13 protein-coding genes and 1 riboswitch are annotated in these 16,275 nt (G+C 37.2%); of the genes, 1 reads left to right on the top strand and 12 read right to left on the bottom strand.

Annotated features, from left to right (window positions below; genetic code table 11):
* Positions 1-23: 23 nt before the first annotated feature.
* From H514_RS0102495 to H514_RS0102450, 10 genes are all read right to left on the bottom strand, one after another.
* Positions 24-671: a fumarylacetoacetate hydrolase family protein gene (locus tag H514_RS0102495; protein WP_027445515.1), complete on the bottom strand. Its 648-nt coding sequence runs from the start codon at positions 669-671 to the stop codon at positions 24-26.
* The gene (locus tag H514_RS0102490; RefSeq protein ID WP_027445514.1) at positions 655-1,140 is read right to left on the bottom strand and encodes an arsenate-mycothiol transferase ArsC; all 486 of its coding nucleotides are present in this window, start codon (positions 1,138-1,140) and stop codon (positions 655-657) included. The genes H514_RS0102495 and H514_RS0102490 overlap by 17 nt, the downstream gene beginning before the upstream one ends.
* 113 nt (positions 1,141-1,253) lie before the next feature.
* A complete protein-coding gene (locus H514_RS0102485; protein WP_027445513.1) occupies positions 1,254-2,960 on the bottom strand; it encodes a methyl-accepting chemotaxis protein in 1,707 nt (568 codons plus the stop codon).
* A gap of 70 nt (positions 2,961-3,030) precedes the next feature.
* Positions 3,031-3,116, bottom strand: a riboswitch (cyclic di-GMP riboswitch).
* A gap of 160 nt (positions 3,117-3,276) precedes the next feature.
* Positions 3,277-4,470, bottom strand: a complete 1,194-nt coding sequence (locus H514_RS0102480) for a glycoside hydrolase family protein (RefSeq protein WP_027445512.1) — start codon at positions 4,468-4,470, stop codon at positions 3,277-3,279.
* 22 nt (positions 4,471-4,492) lie between these two features.
* Complete coding sequence (locus H514_RS0102475; protein ID WP_027445511.1) at positions 4,493-5,740, bottom strand: ABC transporter substrate-binding protein; 1,248 nt, start codon at positions 5,738-5,740, stop codon at positions 4,493-4,495.
* Positions 5,741-5,852: 112 nt separating this feature from the next.
* Complete coding sequence (locus H514_RS0102470) at positions 5,853-7,349, bottom strand: response regulator (protein WP_027445510.1); 1,497 nt, start codon at positions 7,347-7,349, stop codon at positions 5,853-5,855.
* Between the two features lie 13 nt (positions 7,350-7,362).
* Positions 7,363-9,081, bottom strand: coding sequence for a sensor histidine kinase (locus H514_RS0102465; protein WP_027445509.1), 1,719 nt, complete (start codon positions 9,079-9,081; stop codon positions 7,363-7,365).
* 45 nt (positions 9,082-9,126) lie between these two features.
* Positions 9,127-9,942 (bottom strand): carbohydrate ABC transporter permease, encoded by an 816-nt coding sequence (locus H514_RS0102460; protein ID WP_036841828.1) that lies wholly within the window; start codon positions 9,940-9,942, stop codon positions 9,127-9,129.
* A gap of 5 nt (positions 9,943-9,947) precedes the next feature.
* Positions 9,948-10,898, bottom strand: a complete 951-nt coding sequence (locus tag H514_RS0102455; protein WP_051254998.1) for a carbohydrate ABC transporter permease — start codon at positions 10,896-10,898, stop codon at positions 9,948-9,950.
* Between the two features lie 14 nt (positions 10,899-10,912).
* The gene (locus tag H514_RS0102450; protein WP_027445506.1) at positions 10,913-12,997 is read right to left on the bottom strand and encodes an amylo-alpha-1,6-glucosidase; all 2,085 of its coding nucleotides are present in this window, start codon (positions 12,995-12,997) and stop codon (positions 10,913-10,915) included.
* A gap of 275 nt (positions 12,998-13,272) precedes the next feature.
* Between H514_RS0102450 and H514_RS0102445 the strand changes: the two genes are divergently transcribed.
* Positions 13,273-13,563: a 4a-hydroxytetrahydrobiopterin dehydratase gene (locus tag H514_RS0102445; RefSeq protein ID WP_027445505.1), complete on the top strand. Its 291-nt coding sequence runs from the start codon at positions 13,273-13,275 to the stop codon at positions 13,561-13,563.
* A 411-nt stretch (positions 13,564-13,974) separates the two neighbouring features.
* On the opposite strand, the gene H514_RS0102435 is transcribed toward H514_RS0102445, so the two are convergent.
* Both H514_RS0102435 and H514_RS0102430 read right to left on the bottom strand, forming a co-directional pair.
* The gene (locus tag H514_RS0102435; protein ID WP_027445503.1) at positions 13,975-15,708 is read right to left on the bottom strand and encodes a DEAD/DEAH box helicase; all 1,734 of its coding nucleotides are present in this window, start codon (positions 15,706-15,708) and stop codon (positions 13,975-13,977) included.
* Positions 15,709-15,804: 96 nt separating this feature from the next.
* A complete protein-coding gene (locus tag H514_RS0102430) occupies positions 15,805-16,116 on the bottom strand; it encodes a hypothetical protein (RefSeq protein WP_027445502.1) in 312 nt (103 codons plus the stop codon).
* Positions 16,117-16,275 lie beyond the last annotated feature (159 nt).

Below are 16,275 nucleotides of genomic sequence, written 5' to 3'. Positions count from 1 at the left end.
ACGTTCTTTCTGCTTCCTTTTCCTTATTTGAATATGACTTTCAAAGGCCCGTAGTTTTTTTCACTCCCTGAAAACTCAGCTTTCATTTCTAAAACATCCCCGTCTTGTAAGGGTCCCACTCCTTCTGGCGTACCTGTGTACACAACGTCTCCTTTTCCTAATCCAAGGTTAGAAGCAATATAGGAAAAGAGCTCTTTAAGAGAAAAGATCATCTGCGTTGGGGTACCCTTTTGAACCACTTCTTTATTTTTTTCAAGACTAAATTCTATCTTTTCAAATGACTCAAGACTCTCAAATGGAATGAATTCCGTTAACACAGCAGATCCTTTAAACCCTTTAGAGACAAGCCAAGGGTGCCCCTTTTCTTTTAATTGAGTTTGTACATCACGTGCTGTTAGGTCAATCCCAAGTGCAACCCCATCAATCATCTGTTCCAGAGGCTTTTCAGGATCATAAGCTTCTGCCATCTTCACCACTAGCTCTACTTCATAATGTATCTGCCCAATCTCGGAGGGCAACTCAAGGTCTCCTTCGGCTGGATGTAACGCATGGGTGGGTTTTGAAAATATCATCGGTTTTGTAGGAAGGTCACTCCCCATTTCCTGAGCATGTTGAGCATAGTTTCTTCCTATACAATAAATATTTCGAATGGATTTATCGTTTGCGCGCATTATTCTCACCTTTCTTTTGGATATGTTCATAGACCTTAGGGATGTGATCATGTATGTAATCAACCATCTTTCTTAATGCTTGCTCCACGTCTTCATTTCCACCGGGAGCTGGTACTTGAATCGAAGTAGACGCATTCAAGCACACTTCATTAAATAAGGGAGATCTGTAATGATACTCATTTATTAGGTAGTCTTGATGTTCAATTCCCATAGCAAAGATCAAATCATATTCGTGAAGAAACGTTTGCTTAAATGGGGTCCGACTATGTTGAGACGTGATTATCCCTAACTCAGCGAGACGATCAAAATGAGTCGTTGAAAACTTTGAAAGATCACTATCAGCTTTGAAACCAGCTGATTCTACTTTAACATCTCGAATTCTGTTTTTGTTTAAGAAATGTTTTAAGCAAAACTCTGCTGTAACACTCCTCGTAAAGTTATCTGTACAGACAAATAAGACACGTTTCACATCTTTACCTCTTTTCATATATCAGTCTTTATTTAATTCGATAAAAAATGTGAATTCCTTCTAAATAAAAAAAGACGCCTCAACCGGGCGTCTTTTCCAATACATTCAAGGCCTTACACCTTAAACTTCTGTACTTGTTCATTCAATTGCTCAGCTAGTTGTGCTAAGTCATTTGAGTTGTTCGAAATCTCATCCATGGAGCTACTTGATTGTTGAGCAGAGGCAGATGCTTGTTCAACTCCAGCGGCAGACTCCTCAGATACAGATGCGATCTCTTGGATTGAACCGTTCATCTCCTGACTATCATTTGAGATATCCGTTAAGTTTTCTGAGATCACAGTAATCTTCGTTGCCATCTCAGAAACAGAGCCACGAATATTTTCAAACGTTTCTCCCGTTACTTTAATTTGCTTAGAGCCTTCATCAACTTGATCATATCCCGTCTGTAAGGAATGAACCACAGCGTTGGACTCGTTTTGAATGTTGTTTACGATACTTGTAATATCCCCAACAGAAGCTGTAACTTGTTCGGCTAGTTTACGTACTTCATCCGCTACAACAGCAAAACCTTTACCATGCTCACCAGCTCGTGCCGCTTCAATTGCTGCGTTTAGGGATAAAAGGTTTGTCTGTTCAGCAATATCATTAATGACTTGGATCAGCTTAGAAATTTCCTTCGATTGCTCATCTAATCCTTCTACCTTTTTCACAGCATCTTTTACAATTTCATCGATAGTGCTCATTTGCTCAACGGATTGTTTCATAAGTGCACTACCTTCATCCGTCATCGTTAACACTTCATTAGACGCTTTTGATACTTGTTCACCACTATCATGAGCTAGTTGAATTTTCCCTAAAAAGCCTTCCATCTTTTCCGATAACGTTGTAGAATGCGTCGCTTGAGACTCTGCTCCTGAAGCAAGCTCTTGCATTGTGGAAGCAACTTGTTCACTTCCCTCTTTTACTTCATGAGAGGATTGCGTTAATTCCTCACTTTGACTAGAAACAGACTCACTTGCAGTAGATACTTGCTGAATCACGCTTCTTAAGCTATCCTTCATCTCATTAATCGAGCTAGCTAACTGCCCAACTTCATCTTTTCCATCATAATCAATGGATTCAACTTGAAGATTTCCATTCGAAATTTCATTCGACATGTGAACCACTTTGCGTAAGTTCTTCTGAATCATGCGGTTCACAACCATAATAAGAATTGTGCCAACAACAGCCGCTGCAACAATAGAGATTAATAATGTCAGGATACTTTGTGCTAAGCTGTCTTTGGCTTGTTGAATCGCTAGTTGACGTTCTTCGTTTACAATTCCTTTTAGATCCTGAAGTAAGTTTACTGTTTCCGTACGAATCGCACCAATTTGGTTTCGGATAACTGTTGCACCAGATGCACCGTTCTCATCAACAGAAGGAACGAGTTCATTCATAAATAAATCGTTCATCTTTTTATCGTTTAATACGATACGATCATAAAGTTTCTTCTGTTCATCTGTGTCCATCTTTGGTCGAATTTGAGCTTCTAACTCATTGAACTTTTCACGACGTTCTTCAAACTGTTTGATTAATTCCTTGGACTCAAAATTAACATAATCTGCAACCCGTATGTCTTTTGTACGAATCAATGATCCCATTTCAGTAATATCAATGGAACGATCCCCTCGTCGCTCTAGCGCTTCTATGTCCGATTGAACATTTTGTACCTGATTAAAAATCACAAATCCTGCTACCAAAAACAACACAATACTAACCGAAAAAGCTAATAAGTATTTCGTCCCAATCTTTATGTCACTCCACTTGGCTTTCTTCACATCAACGTCCCCCTTTATCTTTTAAAATAAAAAAATCCACTATACAGCGTTATAGTGGGCTTGAAACAAATTAAGCAGCCAGGCGACCATCGTACTTTATACCTTAGGTCCGTAGCTTTGCGTCCTTACCTTTCGATAAGTTTGCCCTATAGTTATGTAAGAAAATTCATTTAAAATATTAGAACATTCCCACTCTAATGTATATAGGTATTTGTGACTACAAACTCACTTTAGCCCTAAATAACAAGCGAAATTCGACACGAAAATATCTCTAGCAACATTTTTTGCTAGAGATACTCTCAAAGGCTATTAAAAGCTAACTTTTTAGATTTCCTAAGTAATCAGCTAAGAAAAGTATTCCTCTTACATGGTGAACACTTTGATCACCAGACAATGAGTAATCATTTAAAGGTTCCCAAGACCAAAATCCCCATTTCACATTAGGATCATCCAAATAATAAGGATAACGACCATCTTCTACGGCTTGCATTTCTAATCCGTATTGAACAGCTAAAATTGCGGAATCCAAATAACGTTTCTCATTTGTATTCTGGTGAAGTCGAATTAAGCTAATTGCAATGTTCGGCATATCCCCTGGTCCAACATTAGGGGCACATACTTCGCCATCATCATCAATACCAATTGGCCAAGCACCGTCTTCACGCTGATGTTCAATCAGCCAATCCGCAAATCGTTTGGCTGATACTAGAAACTTCTCATTTTGCGTAATTTCATAAAGGAAAACAAGTCCTCTTAGTTCAGGAGCTACTAAGTCAGAATTCCAGAACTGTCCGTCAATTAAATAGAAACCACCGTCTTCTTCTTGAAGGGTCAAACCATGTTCTCCCCAGGCTATTGCATGTTCTTTGTATGCTTCATCACCCGTTAGTTCATACAATTCAAGATATGCAGTTACAGGAAAACCAAATCCTCTCCATGTGAAGCCTGTATCTGTCCATTGATACGTATTGGTGTCATATTTGTATTTAAAGCCTGCTTTTCTAGCCTGTTTCATGAAATTATGAAACTGTTTAATATAAAATTGATATTCTTCCTTATTCGTTCTTTTCAGCAACGCTAAGGCAAGCCAGAAAGCATCCCCGGTGTATTTAACATACAGTTCATTAGGCTTGAATCCGTCTTTAACGCCACCTTGCCATGTAAACATTGGATGGGTCTCCGTCCAATGATCGTATGCCCACTTAAAACAATTTTCTGCCTTTTGAAGCATCTTATCATCATTAAAGCGATCATACATCGTTAAATAATTGATAGCCATCAAAAAGTTACCGCTATCCATTTCTGAAGTATATTGGATATCTCCACGATAATAATGGTGCAGAGCCCCTTCTTCTTCATTATACAAGCGATCAACAAACTCATATACTGCCTTTGATGCTCGCTTCTCTAAATCGTCATAGGAATAACCTATTACTTCCTTTACATACTCTTTACCGGTATGATCTGGTATTTTATAACCCCAATCCTTTGGAGATATCGTTTGAAACATGATGTTCACCTCTGATAACTAATTATTTTGCAAGTTGGTTTGCTACTTCTTCAGGAGTCGTTTCGCCTGGTTTATACATTAGAACTTCCATCTTCTTGTTATATTCATCTACGAATTTAGGATCTAACCATCCAAATGGTGTTCCATATTCAACTACTTTGGAGTACACATTTAAGAAAGGATCGTCCTTCTTCTCTTTCACTAGTTTGTCCATTGCAGATTTGGTTGGTGGTAATCCGATTAGACCTGCTTTGTTTCCTTTAACAAGCTCCTCATCTGAGGATAAGAATTTAATTAGTTTCATAGCTGCTTCTGGATTTTCGGACTTCTTAGATATAACCCAACCAGCTGTATAAAGCATGCTTGCTTTTTGATCTTTAACGGGTAGTGGAACAGCACCAACATTTGAATTCTCATCTAATACGCCAGTTACCCAGCTTCCTGCATAAAGCATAGCGACTTTTTTATTAGCAAACATTTCACCATCCCAACCAGCTCCGACCATCTGCGGAGAGGCTGCTGTTTTGTCTTCATTAAATAAGGAAGACATATAAGCTAAGGCTTTCTGGTGTTCCTGGGATTTTATAGCGTCATTCTGTAGTCCAGAAGATGTAATAATATCAGCACCTGCTGATTCAACGAATGGTAAAAAGTAATTGATTTGAGGGTTAATACCGAATCCGTAACGATCGTCAGTCGTTAACTTTTTCGCTGCACTTCTAAGTTCTTCCCAAGTTTCTGGTGGCTCAACACCAGCCTCTTTCAATAAGTCTTTATGGTAAAAAAGTGCTGTTGTATTGTAATCTTTAGGAATGGCATATAGCTTGTCATCTACTTTAAATGCATCCATTAACGTGTCTTGAAAGTTATCTAGACCCAGATTATGATTGGACGCTAAATCGGATAATGGAAGGATTGCGCCAGAATCAGCGAATGTTTTCGTTCTTTGTCCTCCATCTAATAAAAAGATATCAGGAGCGACGCCTCCAGCTACTTGTCCCATAAGTGCTTGATTATAAGAGTCACCGCCACTAAACGTACGAATTTTTACTGAGATATTTTCTCCGTTTTGTTCGTTAAACCGATCAATCTGCTTTTGAAATTCAGATGGGATATCACCAGTTGCTTCGATGGCAATTTGAAGGTTAACTTTACCGTCTCCTTCTCCACTATCTCCCTCTCCTTTTGTCTCAGAATCTGACCCACATGCTGAGAGGATTAAAGATAAAATAAGTACCGGTACCATGAACTTCCACTTCATTCGCTTCATAAATGTAACCCCTTTCATTTCTGAGTAAATTAACTTCTAATTCCTTACCTTCACTTTATCGTTCATGGACTTCTAGAAACATGTATGAAATTTTACTTTTCGTTCATTATATTTACTTTTGCTTTCTATATTTTGTTGGTGTCATACCTGTGTACTTTTTAAAGATTTGGGAGAAATACCTTTCATTTGCATATCCAACTGCTAAGGAAACATCTTTGGTTCTTAGTTGATTGTGTCTAAGCAACTCTTTCGCTTTTTGAACTCGTAACTCAGCAATACAATCACTGACTGTGGATCCTGTTTGTTCTTTAAAAATTCTACTCAGGTAAGATGGGTTAGTTTGAACATGTCTCGCTAAACCATCTAATGAAACTTCCTTCGTGTAATGTTGATGAACATATTTCATAACAGACTTTACGATTGGTGAATAATGATTATTTTCATACTCTGCAATCCAATTCAGCATTATTTCGAATGATTGATAGACTTCATGATGAATGTCTGATGCATATTGCAGTTTAGGGATACGTTGAATAGGAATTTGTTGCATAAGAGATGTTTCATTAAAGCTTTCCATATAATTCTTAAGTGATATTAATAAATTTAAAGATTCTTGTATGACCTTTTCTTTATCTTCAGTTTTAATCAGTTCTTTAAAGTACGTATTCAACTCATTTTTAAGAGCTTGCTTGTCTACTTCATCCATTGCTTTCCAAATACCTTGTGTACTTATTTTTACATTTTGATTGCTTTTACTTTCTTCTTTATAAAAATGCACGGTCTGACGGCCTTTAAAGAATTCCTGCTGAATGATTTCCTCTGCTTCCCTAACACTTTGTTTTAATTGAAGAGGATCATATACCATTTGACTCACACCGAAAGATAACGACACCTCTTTAGCAGTCTTCAAGAACCTTTGAATGGAATCACATAATGTTTGAATATGTTGATATTGATTTAACAAGCTCTTGGTTTGTAATACATCAATAACAACATACTGCCCTTCTCTCCAAGGAACAATTTCACCAAGAAAATTTGATTGTTCTTTCCACTGAAGAATGGAATTATAGATCTCGAAATCATTGATCTTTACATGTTCAAAGTCATTGACAGATACCAAGATGACGACTTTTCCTTTGGAGTGATCTACAAAAGGATGATTCACTTTTAAAAGCTTCTCAGAAGGATGTAAAATTAAATGTTTCAGCCAATCATCTACTTCGTCAGTATGTTTTGATTCAGACTCTTCTTTAGAGAGTGATAACAGCATATTCGTAATTTTGTCAGGAGACATGGTTGGTTTATGAAAATAATCGGAAGCTCCCTTTTTCATAGCACTCTTGACATGATCTAAGTCATCATAACTGCTCAAAACAACCACTTGTCCTTGAAAAGTAGAGTCTATATGATCTAAGAATTGTAAACCATCCATAATCGGCATATTCAGATCTAATAAAATCACATCAATATGATGCTGTTGACGGACAAATTCAAGAGCTTGTTTTCCATTTGCTGCTTCACCAACAACAGAAAATTGCTCAGATGATTCAATCGTCTTTCTTAGTCCCATTCTTGTAATGTTTTCATCATCAACAATTAAGATATTCATCCTATCACCTCAATTATGGTAGTGAATGACTTAGATCAAGTGTAACGATCGTTCCTTCATTTGCTTTACTTTCCACAGAGATAGCCCCCTGATCCCCATACATTAATCTCACTCGTTCTTTAACATTTTCAAAACCTATAGAGCTAAATTTAACACCCTTTTGTTGAGGACGATCCTCAAAAAAACCTACTCCATTATCTTCTACCTCTATAATGACTCGATTCGGTGCTTTAAGATAAGCTCTTAGCGAAATGTGTCGATCTTCACTTTCTTTTTCCATTCCATGAATAATAGCATTTTCTAAGAGAGGTTGTAATAGAAGTATAGGCACCTCGATCTCTTTTACTTCCTCATTTATGTCTAAACTGACCTCAAATTCGCCATCAAACCGAATTTGCATAATCTGTAAATAATGATATAAGAACTCTTCTTCCTCTGATAAAGGGATCATATCGTCACTTCTTTTTGAGATGAAGCGAAAAATATAGACAAGAGAATCTATCATTTTATTTACCAGATCAGGTTGATTTAAATAAACACACCACTTGATATTATTTAACGTGTTAAATAAAAAGTGTGGGTTAATCTGGGACTGCAGGCTTTTATACTCAAGATCTTTCTTTTGCTTTTCTTTCTCAACAAGCAATGTGACATATTCATCAAGTCTAGTCAGCATATCATTGTAATGGTAAGTCAAATCACCTATTTCATCTTTTCGATTAGGGTTAGGGATTTGTTTCCATTCTCCAGTTGTGAGCTTAGTCATACTCGATTTAAGGTGCTCGAGTGGACGTACAAGTCTTGAAGACACTAAATATGCAAATACAATGGAACCGATCGTCGTTCCAATAAGTAAATACAAGAATATTTCTTTGATAGAATTTAGTTGTTGAAAGAGTTGATTTCGATTAGAAATCGCATAAACGGTCCAACCCGTTTCATCAGATGTACTTGAAGTTATAAAATAAGACTGATCGTTAAATAGAACTTCCTCATCATTTTCAGATGGGGATAATGCTTTATCAAAACCTTTCTCAATATGTTCACTTGTAGCCATCATCTCGCCATTTTCATTAGTTAGAAGAAAAGAAAAATTACTATTTCGAGCTTTTTGATTTAATAGATTATTAATGGATTGTTGATTATACATCACCTTGATTATACCTAGAGGTTCCTGGGTTTGAGGATCTTTAATAAGACGAGATATAGAAACAACTTTCGGTTGTTCAACGATTTGAGATTCCTTGTGAAGACCTGTATAAACCCAATACCCATTTGCTTTCATTGTTTTTTTATACCAACCATCATCCTCATTATTCTCTTCTGATATCAGGAGGTTCTGATTAGAGTAACCTATTGTATATGGCTGATTTAAAGGAAACAACAAGACATAATCAACGTTTGGATATACATTCATGGTATGGTTTAGAAAGTACTGATAAGACTTTTTATCTTGAACCTTTTCATAGACTGGATATTGATATGAATCGAAATCTTTTTTTAATAACGCTTCTAGTTGAGGGTCACCTATCATAGACCGAGTTAACGTAACACTATCTTGAATCCATTGATTGAAAGTGGAATTCAGATCTGTTGCCATTGTTCTTCCATAGGTTAAGGCTTTTTCTTTTGTGTGACTAACAGCACTTTGATAAGCATAAACCCCGAAAATACTCATCGGAAATAAAGCTATAACTGTAAACGCAATCATCAACTTGTGCCTATATTTCATAGATGACCCCTTCTCTCAATACAAGATGTTGTAACCTCGATTATACTATCCTTTAACACCTGTATTCATAGAACTTTTCATAAAATGTTTCTGGAAAACCATGAAGAATATGAGAGTTGGAATGGTCATTAATACCACACCAGCCATAGACTTCGTTATCGAACTTGTATAAGCTGTGTTCGTAATTTGATAGATACCAACTGGAAGTGTAAACATATCAGGCTGAGTTGCCAAAATACTTGGGAACGGAAAGCTGTTCCAATTCCACACAAAGATAAAAATAGCTTGTGCGATCAGTGCCGGCTTAGCTAATGGCAGGGCAATCTTGAAAAAGATCGCAATACGACTTAGGCCATCCATTTTGGCTGCTTCCTCTAATTCTGAAGGAAACCCTACAAAGAATTGTCTCATCAAAAACACACCGAATGGATTTACCATGAATGGAACAATCAAAGCAAAGTACGTATTAATCAATCCCATCTTTGCCATCATCACAAAGATCGGTATAAGTAAGATTTGCACGGGTACCATCATAATGCCAAGTGTGAAAAAAAACATAATATTTTTCCCTGGAAAGCGTACACGTGCTAAAGCATAACCGGCCATCGAATTAAACAAAAGGTTACATATCGTAATGACACCCGTCACAAAAATACTATTTTTATACCAATCTGCAATATGACTTTGCGTTATGATGTAGACAAAATTATCAATTCCATATTGAGCTAAATCAAAAGAGAATGTGTCTACGTTTAAGTCCTGTTTTACAAATGAAGCGTACAATGTCCAAATAAACGGCAGAAGCATAACAAAAGCTGTTAATCCTAACACAAGATAAAATAGAATTCGTTTCGTATTCATGACATTCACCCCTTATTCTTTCGCTCAAAGAATAGATACTGTAGTACAGTTAATGAAAAGATCATCACAAAAATGATGAATGCTGCTGCAGAGGCATAACCCATTTCAAAGTATTTAAAGGCTTGAGTATATAAATACATCACCATGGTTAGTGTGGAATCCCCTGGACTTCCTGGTAATGCTCCACCTGTTGTAGATACAACATAGGGTTGCTCAAAGATTTGCAGAGTCGCTAATCCTCCCATAAATAACACTAGAAATGTAGTAGGTTTCAGCAGTGGAACAGTAATACGTAAGAACTGTTGAAGCTTTGAAGCGCCATCAATGCGAGCGGCTTCATATAAATCCTCGGGAATACTTTGAAGACCTGACAAATAGATGACGGTGTAAAAACCAATTTGTGTCCATATAATAATCAGGACGATTAAATAAAATGCATAATCGCCATCTGTGTACCAAGCCACATTCTCCAGACCAAAAAGGGTGAAAAATCTCGTTACAAGCCCATCTTGGTTAAATAGATAAACCATTACCGCACCAACAGCAATTGGTGAGGTAATATAAGGTAGGTAGAAAACGATCCTAAAAAAAGATTTACCTTTTATCTTAGAATTTAATAGATTCGCTAAAACTAGAGAGATAAGGGTCTGAATCGGCAATACAATTATTAACAGTTTTACAGTGTTCCATATCGCTGTTAAAAACGTGGTATCCTGCAGGAGTTTTTTATAATTTTCTAAACCAACCCACTCTGCTGCTGATGGATTCAAATAACTGAAGTTCTGAAAACTAATTTGTAGAGAATATAAAATGGGATAAAAAATGAATATCCCTGCAATAAGGAGGAAAGGAGCCATCAAGAAGACTCCCGTTCCGATTTCCTTTAACTTGGTACGACTGATCTTTTGCTTACCTTTAACCTTCGTAGCTTGTGTTTGTGTGGATACATTTTGCATGTATATCCCCCGCTTTATTGAATAATGGTAAATTCAGAAGTATTTTGTTCTACTGTAGCTACCACATGATCTTGTACCTTCTTAACAACGACATTAAGCTTTCCAGACCCAACAGTTAAATCATTTACTTCAATCCAATCCATATCTTCAGGTAAAGTTGGATTAATAGATATCGATTTTGTAAATGCATTCACTTCCATACCAAGTAAAGCTTGAACACAAGCAAACGGTGTACCAGCAGCCCAAGCTTGAGGTGAGCATGCTACAGGAAACGGTACTATGGTTTCTTCTTCTTCACGACTGTGACCGCAAAATAATTCTGGTAACCTAGCATCCTCAAATTGATTTGCACTCTCAAATAAAGATTGAACTAACTGATTAACCTGATCTTTTAGGCTGTGCTTCGCTAATCCTAATAGAATTAATGAATTATCATGAGGCCATACCGTTCCGTTATGATAAGCGATTGGATTATAAACTTTCTCTTCCTGGCTCATTGTGCGAATGCCCCATCCAGAGTACAACTTGTCAGATAATAGAACTCGTGCTACATCCTGCACCTTACTTTCTTCAATAATCGTTGACCATAAGGCATGTCCAGGGTCTGAAGTGATGGTTTGAACTTGCTTTTTATTTTTATCTAAAGCAAGTGCATAGAAATCTTCATGTTCCATCCAAAATGCTTCATTAAATTGTTTCTTAAGCTGTTGAGCTTCTTCAATTAACTTTTGTGCCTTATGTTCTTCTCCAATGTACTTATATAGCTCAGCCATTTTTGATTTCGCATCATATACATATCCTTGAACCTCAACAACAGCCATAGGAGATTCGGAATGAGTTCCTTCTTTATGGACCATCGAGTGGTTTGAATCCTTCCAACTCTGTACCGCTAAACCTCCATCTGACTGCTTATGAAACTCAACGAAACCATCTCCATCAAGGTCAGCATATTGCTCTACATAATCAAGTGCCTTTTCAACTGAAGGAAGTAATTCATTCATGAGCTCCATATCTCCCGTCCAACGAATCGTTTCCGCAAACAGAACAATATATAAAGGAGTTGAGTCAATGCTTCCGTAATAACGTTTAAAAGGAATTTCATTTAGATTCGCCATTTCCCCATTGCGCATCTCATGGAGAATCTTACCTGGTGCTTCCTCATTCCAATCGTTTTCGATATCCCCTTGCAAATGTGCTAATGTAAGTAAAGTACTTTTAGCAAGATCAGGGTTTAGGACTAAGGATTGAATAGCTGTAATCATGGAGTCTCTGCCAAACGGAACACAAAACCAAGGGATACCTGCTACAGGAAAACTTCCCTGACCTATATCAGTTGCTAAAAGATATAGATCCTTTTCTGCTCTTTCTAGCGTTTTATTTATAATAGGATGACTTGTGGTTACTTTCGTTTGATCATTCATCCACTGTTCTAATTCGTTTTCACATGCTGCATATGCTTGATCATAATTTAGTGGTTTCTGGTCATCTTCTGTGCCTTCTCGAACTTGTATAGCAACTTCAATAGTATGACTGTCACCTGGTTTTAGATCCATATCAAAAGAAAAGCCATTTCCTTCTGTTTTAGCATCTGCTGAAACATCCATCGTTAATATCCGCTCGATCTCATCTAGTCCGGTATATTGGTATTTAAGGCGGTTATGGTTCATTTCTGGTTTATGGATTGTGCCTCTTTTCTCTCTTTTGGCTCCACGAACTTCAAATAGATCCTCAAAGCCTAAATCAAAAGTTACGTTTAAAGAGCACGTTATATGCTTTTGACTACCATTTTCAACTTGTATTTTGTCGTAAAAGATTCCATTATACATCAATTGATTTCGATTAATTTCTAAGTCCATTTTCTCGTAATGAGCATCCCCTGATTGGATATCTCCATTACTCAATTTAAACTGATTCTCAATACCTTTACTTTGATCTTTTTTCAGAAAAATACAAGATTGATCATTAATCGTCATATTATACTTGCGTAAAAACCTTGTATCTCTATAATAAATTCCTGCTCCCATATCATTTGGGTTCATATCTCCGAGTTCATTTGTTACTGAAAATACTTCACCATGTTTTAGTGGTACAAAGCTCATAAAACCTCTCCTTTTTTGTAAGCCTTTACATAAATCATAGAGCAGTACCTTAAGAATCAACATGCATGAAATTATACTTTTTGTTTGTGATTTTTACTTTTTCAATTTTCTTAAAATGAATCTAGTTCGGTCTTTACTTATTTGTGGAAATGAATGATTCATCTAGGAGGTAAAATTATTAAACGTACCTAACAGAAAAAGAACATTTCATTTACGTGTTTAAATCCCCCTTGCAGCAGGAAAATGGATAATGGAAATGATAAAGGAGGTATTACATGGCACTAACACAAGATCAAATCAAAAACCAACTTGAGAATGTACCACAGTGGGAAGTTTCTAACGAAAAATTTATTTCTCGCAGCTTTAAGTTCAAACAATATATGGACGGTGTACAATTCGCATATGACATCGGACGTACAGCAGAGGAAATGGACCATCACCCATCTATTCAAATCGAATATGGTGAAGTGGTCGTAGCTGTCACATCCCATGATGCTGGAGGTTTAACAGAGCGTGACTTCAAACTCGCTCAAAAGATTGATGATACGTTTGAAAAGATGAAATAAACTACAAGAAGCCACTAACCTAGTAAAATGGTTAGTGGCTTCTTATTCTAAAACAACAGTTTACACCTGGGTATATATGTTAAAATGAATAAAAATATCTGGGGGATCATCATGCAAAAGTCTTTGGCATTTATGAAATTCAAGTCTAATTTTTTACATAACATTCTATCATTACTATTAATCAGTGCGCTTATCGTTCCTTTATTTTCAGAATACATCTTCAATACCTTTTCGGAAAATAAACTAATTTATATAGGTATGACTATTTGGATAATAGGCGTAATCGTTTCGTTAGTTTATTTTATGAAGCGTGCAATTAAGAAGAGTAATAGAATAGTTGTCGCTGTACTCATGTTTATGCTTATGCAATTCATATTTCAGCTTGTGGTCCTATTTTTTCATTCCTAGTTCTTACTGCATCACAGCTTCCTTCACTTCCCAAAGTTCCTTAAACCGCGTATAGGCAAGTGGTGGTCCAAGATTTAAAATGTTATCCGAGAAATCAACGATCGTACATTGCTTCGTTCCTCCGAACTTAGGTCCACGTAAACCACGTCCTATGATTTGTTCATACAACACAGCACTTGTTGTAGGTCGGCAAATTACAATATACTCCGTTTTCGGCGCATCAAAACCCGTTGTTAACACGCCATAGTTAAATAGAAACTCAATTTCCCCACGTTTAAAGGCATCGATATAAACCCTTCTCTGCGCTTTGGAAGTTTTGGCTGATATGGCTACAGCTTTACGTCCAAAAGCGTTCATCACACTAGATAAAAACTCAGCATGCTCTACCGTACAAGCATAAACGAGTGTGGATGAGCCACTAGGGATATCCATTAACCGCTTCGTAATTAGTTTATTTCGTTTCGAATCAGCTGCTAAGACACGTAAGAATTCAGGTGTAAAGTCACCAAAATGATCAAACACACTGTCCTCTTGAATTTCGATCGGTTTGTTATTATTTTCATAAACAATATGCTTTGGAGTAGCAAGGTATCCTTCATCTCTGAAGAATTGCAATGGACTGCGATCATATGCTTCACTCCACTTGAACTCTGGCTTAATTAAATAAGCTTCAAATCGATCCACTAGCGTATAAGTGGTTTCATCACTTCGGCCAGGTGTGGCTGTGAGACCACATACAGCAAAAAGTCCTTTTCCTGCAAGCTCTTCTGCTTTTTCGAACAACTGGGCATACATGGGTGCTGCAGCATGGTGTGCTTCATCTATAATCATCGCTCCGCAATCACGAAGGACCTCTTGAATAAACGGATCTTCATTCTGGATGCGAGAATGCAATTGACGAATACTAGCCACAACAACGCCACCAGTCAAATCATCAGGATCCACATCATTACCACCAAAATAACGATAGATTCGTAGACTTTCCGCAAACTCCTTGTCGACCCACATATCTGAAATACAGGAGATCGCCTGCTCACATAACTCTTCGCTTTGTGCGATCCAAACCATATATTTTCCATCATAAAATCGAGGTTGCATCCATTCGATAAAGCTCTCCACAGCAATTCGCGTCTTCCCTCCACCTGTTGGAAGAGAAAGCATGCAACGCGTGTGTTTTCCTTCTCGATTCAGCACCTCGAGCATTCGGTTTTTCATGTCTTCCTGATAAGGGACAAGCGCTGGTACTTTCTTTTGTGGCGAAATATCCTCAAAAACAGCTTTTTTCGGACCACTCTTTTGATTCACACCTGCGAAGATGTTTGGAAAACCAAACGTTCTCACAAACTCTTTCGGCCACCTCCCACCTGGAATCCACTTTTTCGAAGAAAGTTCACCATACATATATTTTGGCGAATTGATCTTTTTCTTTGGATTTGGATGTCTTTGATAGAGCTCTATGACGTCTTCATCCTCCAAGGTCTTTAATAGAAATTTACGCAGATCACGTACTGCCTGATTGGACCCTGAAAACACATCGGCTCCCTTTTGCATGACAACTAGACGCGTTAATTCATATGAACTCATGGATTCTTTTGAAAAATCCTGAAGCAGTCGGTTTAATTGTGAAATCTGCTCTTTCCCCATTAATCCTTTAATAAGACGATCTGGTACGTTATATGTATCAAGTAATAATTCCACTGCTTTATTTATATCCTGATCTGTTGGAAATTCCTTCATGGTGCTCTACCTCCGTAACAAAACTCAATTCTTTAATTGTAGCATGGTTACGAAGGTGGATGTAGTAGGAAATGAACGTTAGTTTTAGGAAACTTTTTAATGAACAGCTTTCTCCAATTGATGAACTTCATACTTATCCAAAACCTTATACTTCTCACGCAAATACCTCATCGCTTCCATCACCTTATCGAAATCCTTCTCTCCTTCACTATCTAGCGTAAGATGAGCAGGAACGCGATAATTTTTTACGCCGTGATAGCTCATTAAAACATAGATGGCTTTACGTTCAGCCCCTTCTGTTTTCTCCCAGTTCACGGTCCCATAACACACATGATAGTGAACTGTTTCGTCCTGTCTGTGATTGGCTGGTACAATGACTTCCTCCTTGATTTCATGAACTTTTGTCATTTTCAGCACTCCCCTTACCTTAGAATTTCTTCCAGTATATATTGAATGGTTGAGAATGGAAAATGGACAAAATCTCATTTCTTATTTGGACAAACCTTTGAAAACTTGCTTTCTCTACCCTCAAATTCTTATAATCATTTATTCAAGGAGAGAGATTTA

Origin of the sequence: Pontibacillus marinus BH030004 = DSM 16465 (assembly GCF_000425225.1) — a bacterium.
GTDB classification, from domain to species: domain Bacteria; phylum Bacillota; class Bacilli; order Bacillales; family BH030062; genus Pontibacillus; species Pontibacillus marinus.
Note: the sequence above shows the minus strand (reverse complement) of the source record. Positions and strands in the feature narration are given on the sequence as shown.

Coding starts and splice junctions, on each gene's coding strand:
- H514_RS0102460 (WP_036841828.1), bottom strand. CDS start 9,942: ATGAATACGAAACGAATTCTATTTTATCTTGTGTTAGGATTAACAGCT.
- H514_RS0102470 (WP_027445510.1), bottom strand. CDS start 7,349: ATGAATATCTTAATTGTTGATGATGAAAACATTACAAGAATGGGACTA.
- H514_RS0102455 (WP_051254998.1), bottom strand. CDS start 10,898: ATGCAAAATGTATCCACACAAACACAAGCTACGAAGGTTAAAGGTAAG.
- H514_RS0102475 (WP_027445511.1), bottom strand. CDS start 5,740: ATGAAGCGAATGAAGTGGAAGTTCATGGTACCGGTACTTATTTTATCT.
- H514_RS0102450 (WP_027445506.1), bottom strand. CDS start 12,997: ATGAGCTTTGTACCACTAAAACATGGTGAAGTATTTTCAGTAACAAAT.
- H514_RS0102430 (WP_027445502.1), bottom strand. CDS start 16,116: ATGACAAAAGTTCATGAAATCAAGGAGGAAGTCATTGTACCAGCCAAT.
- H514_RS0102495 (WP_027445515.1), bottom strand. CDS start 671: ATGCGCGCAAACGATAAATCCATTCGAAATATTTATTGTATAGGAAGA.
- H514_RS0102480 (WP_027445512.1), bottom strand. CDS start 4,470: ATGTTTCAAACGATATCTCCAAAGGATTGGGGTTATAAAATACCAGAT.
- H514_RS0102435 (WP_027445503.1), bottom strand. CDS start 15,708: ATGAAGGAATTTCCAACAGATCAGGATATAAATAAAGCAGTGGAATTA.
- H514_RS0102445 (WP_027445505.1), top strand. CDS start 13,273: ATGGCACTAACACAAGATCAAATCAAAAACCAACTTGAGAATGTACCA.
- H514_RS0102465 (WP_027445509.1), bottom strand. CDS start 9,081: ATGAAATATAGGCACAAGTTGATGATTGCGTTTACAGTTATAGCTTTA.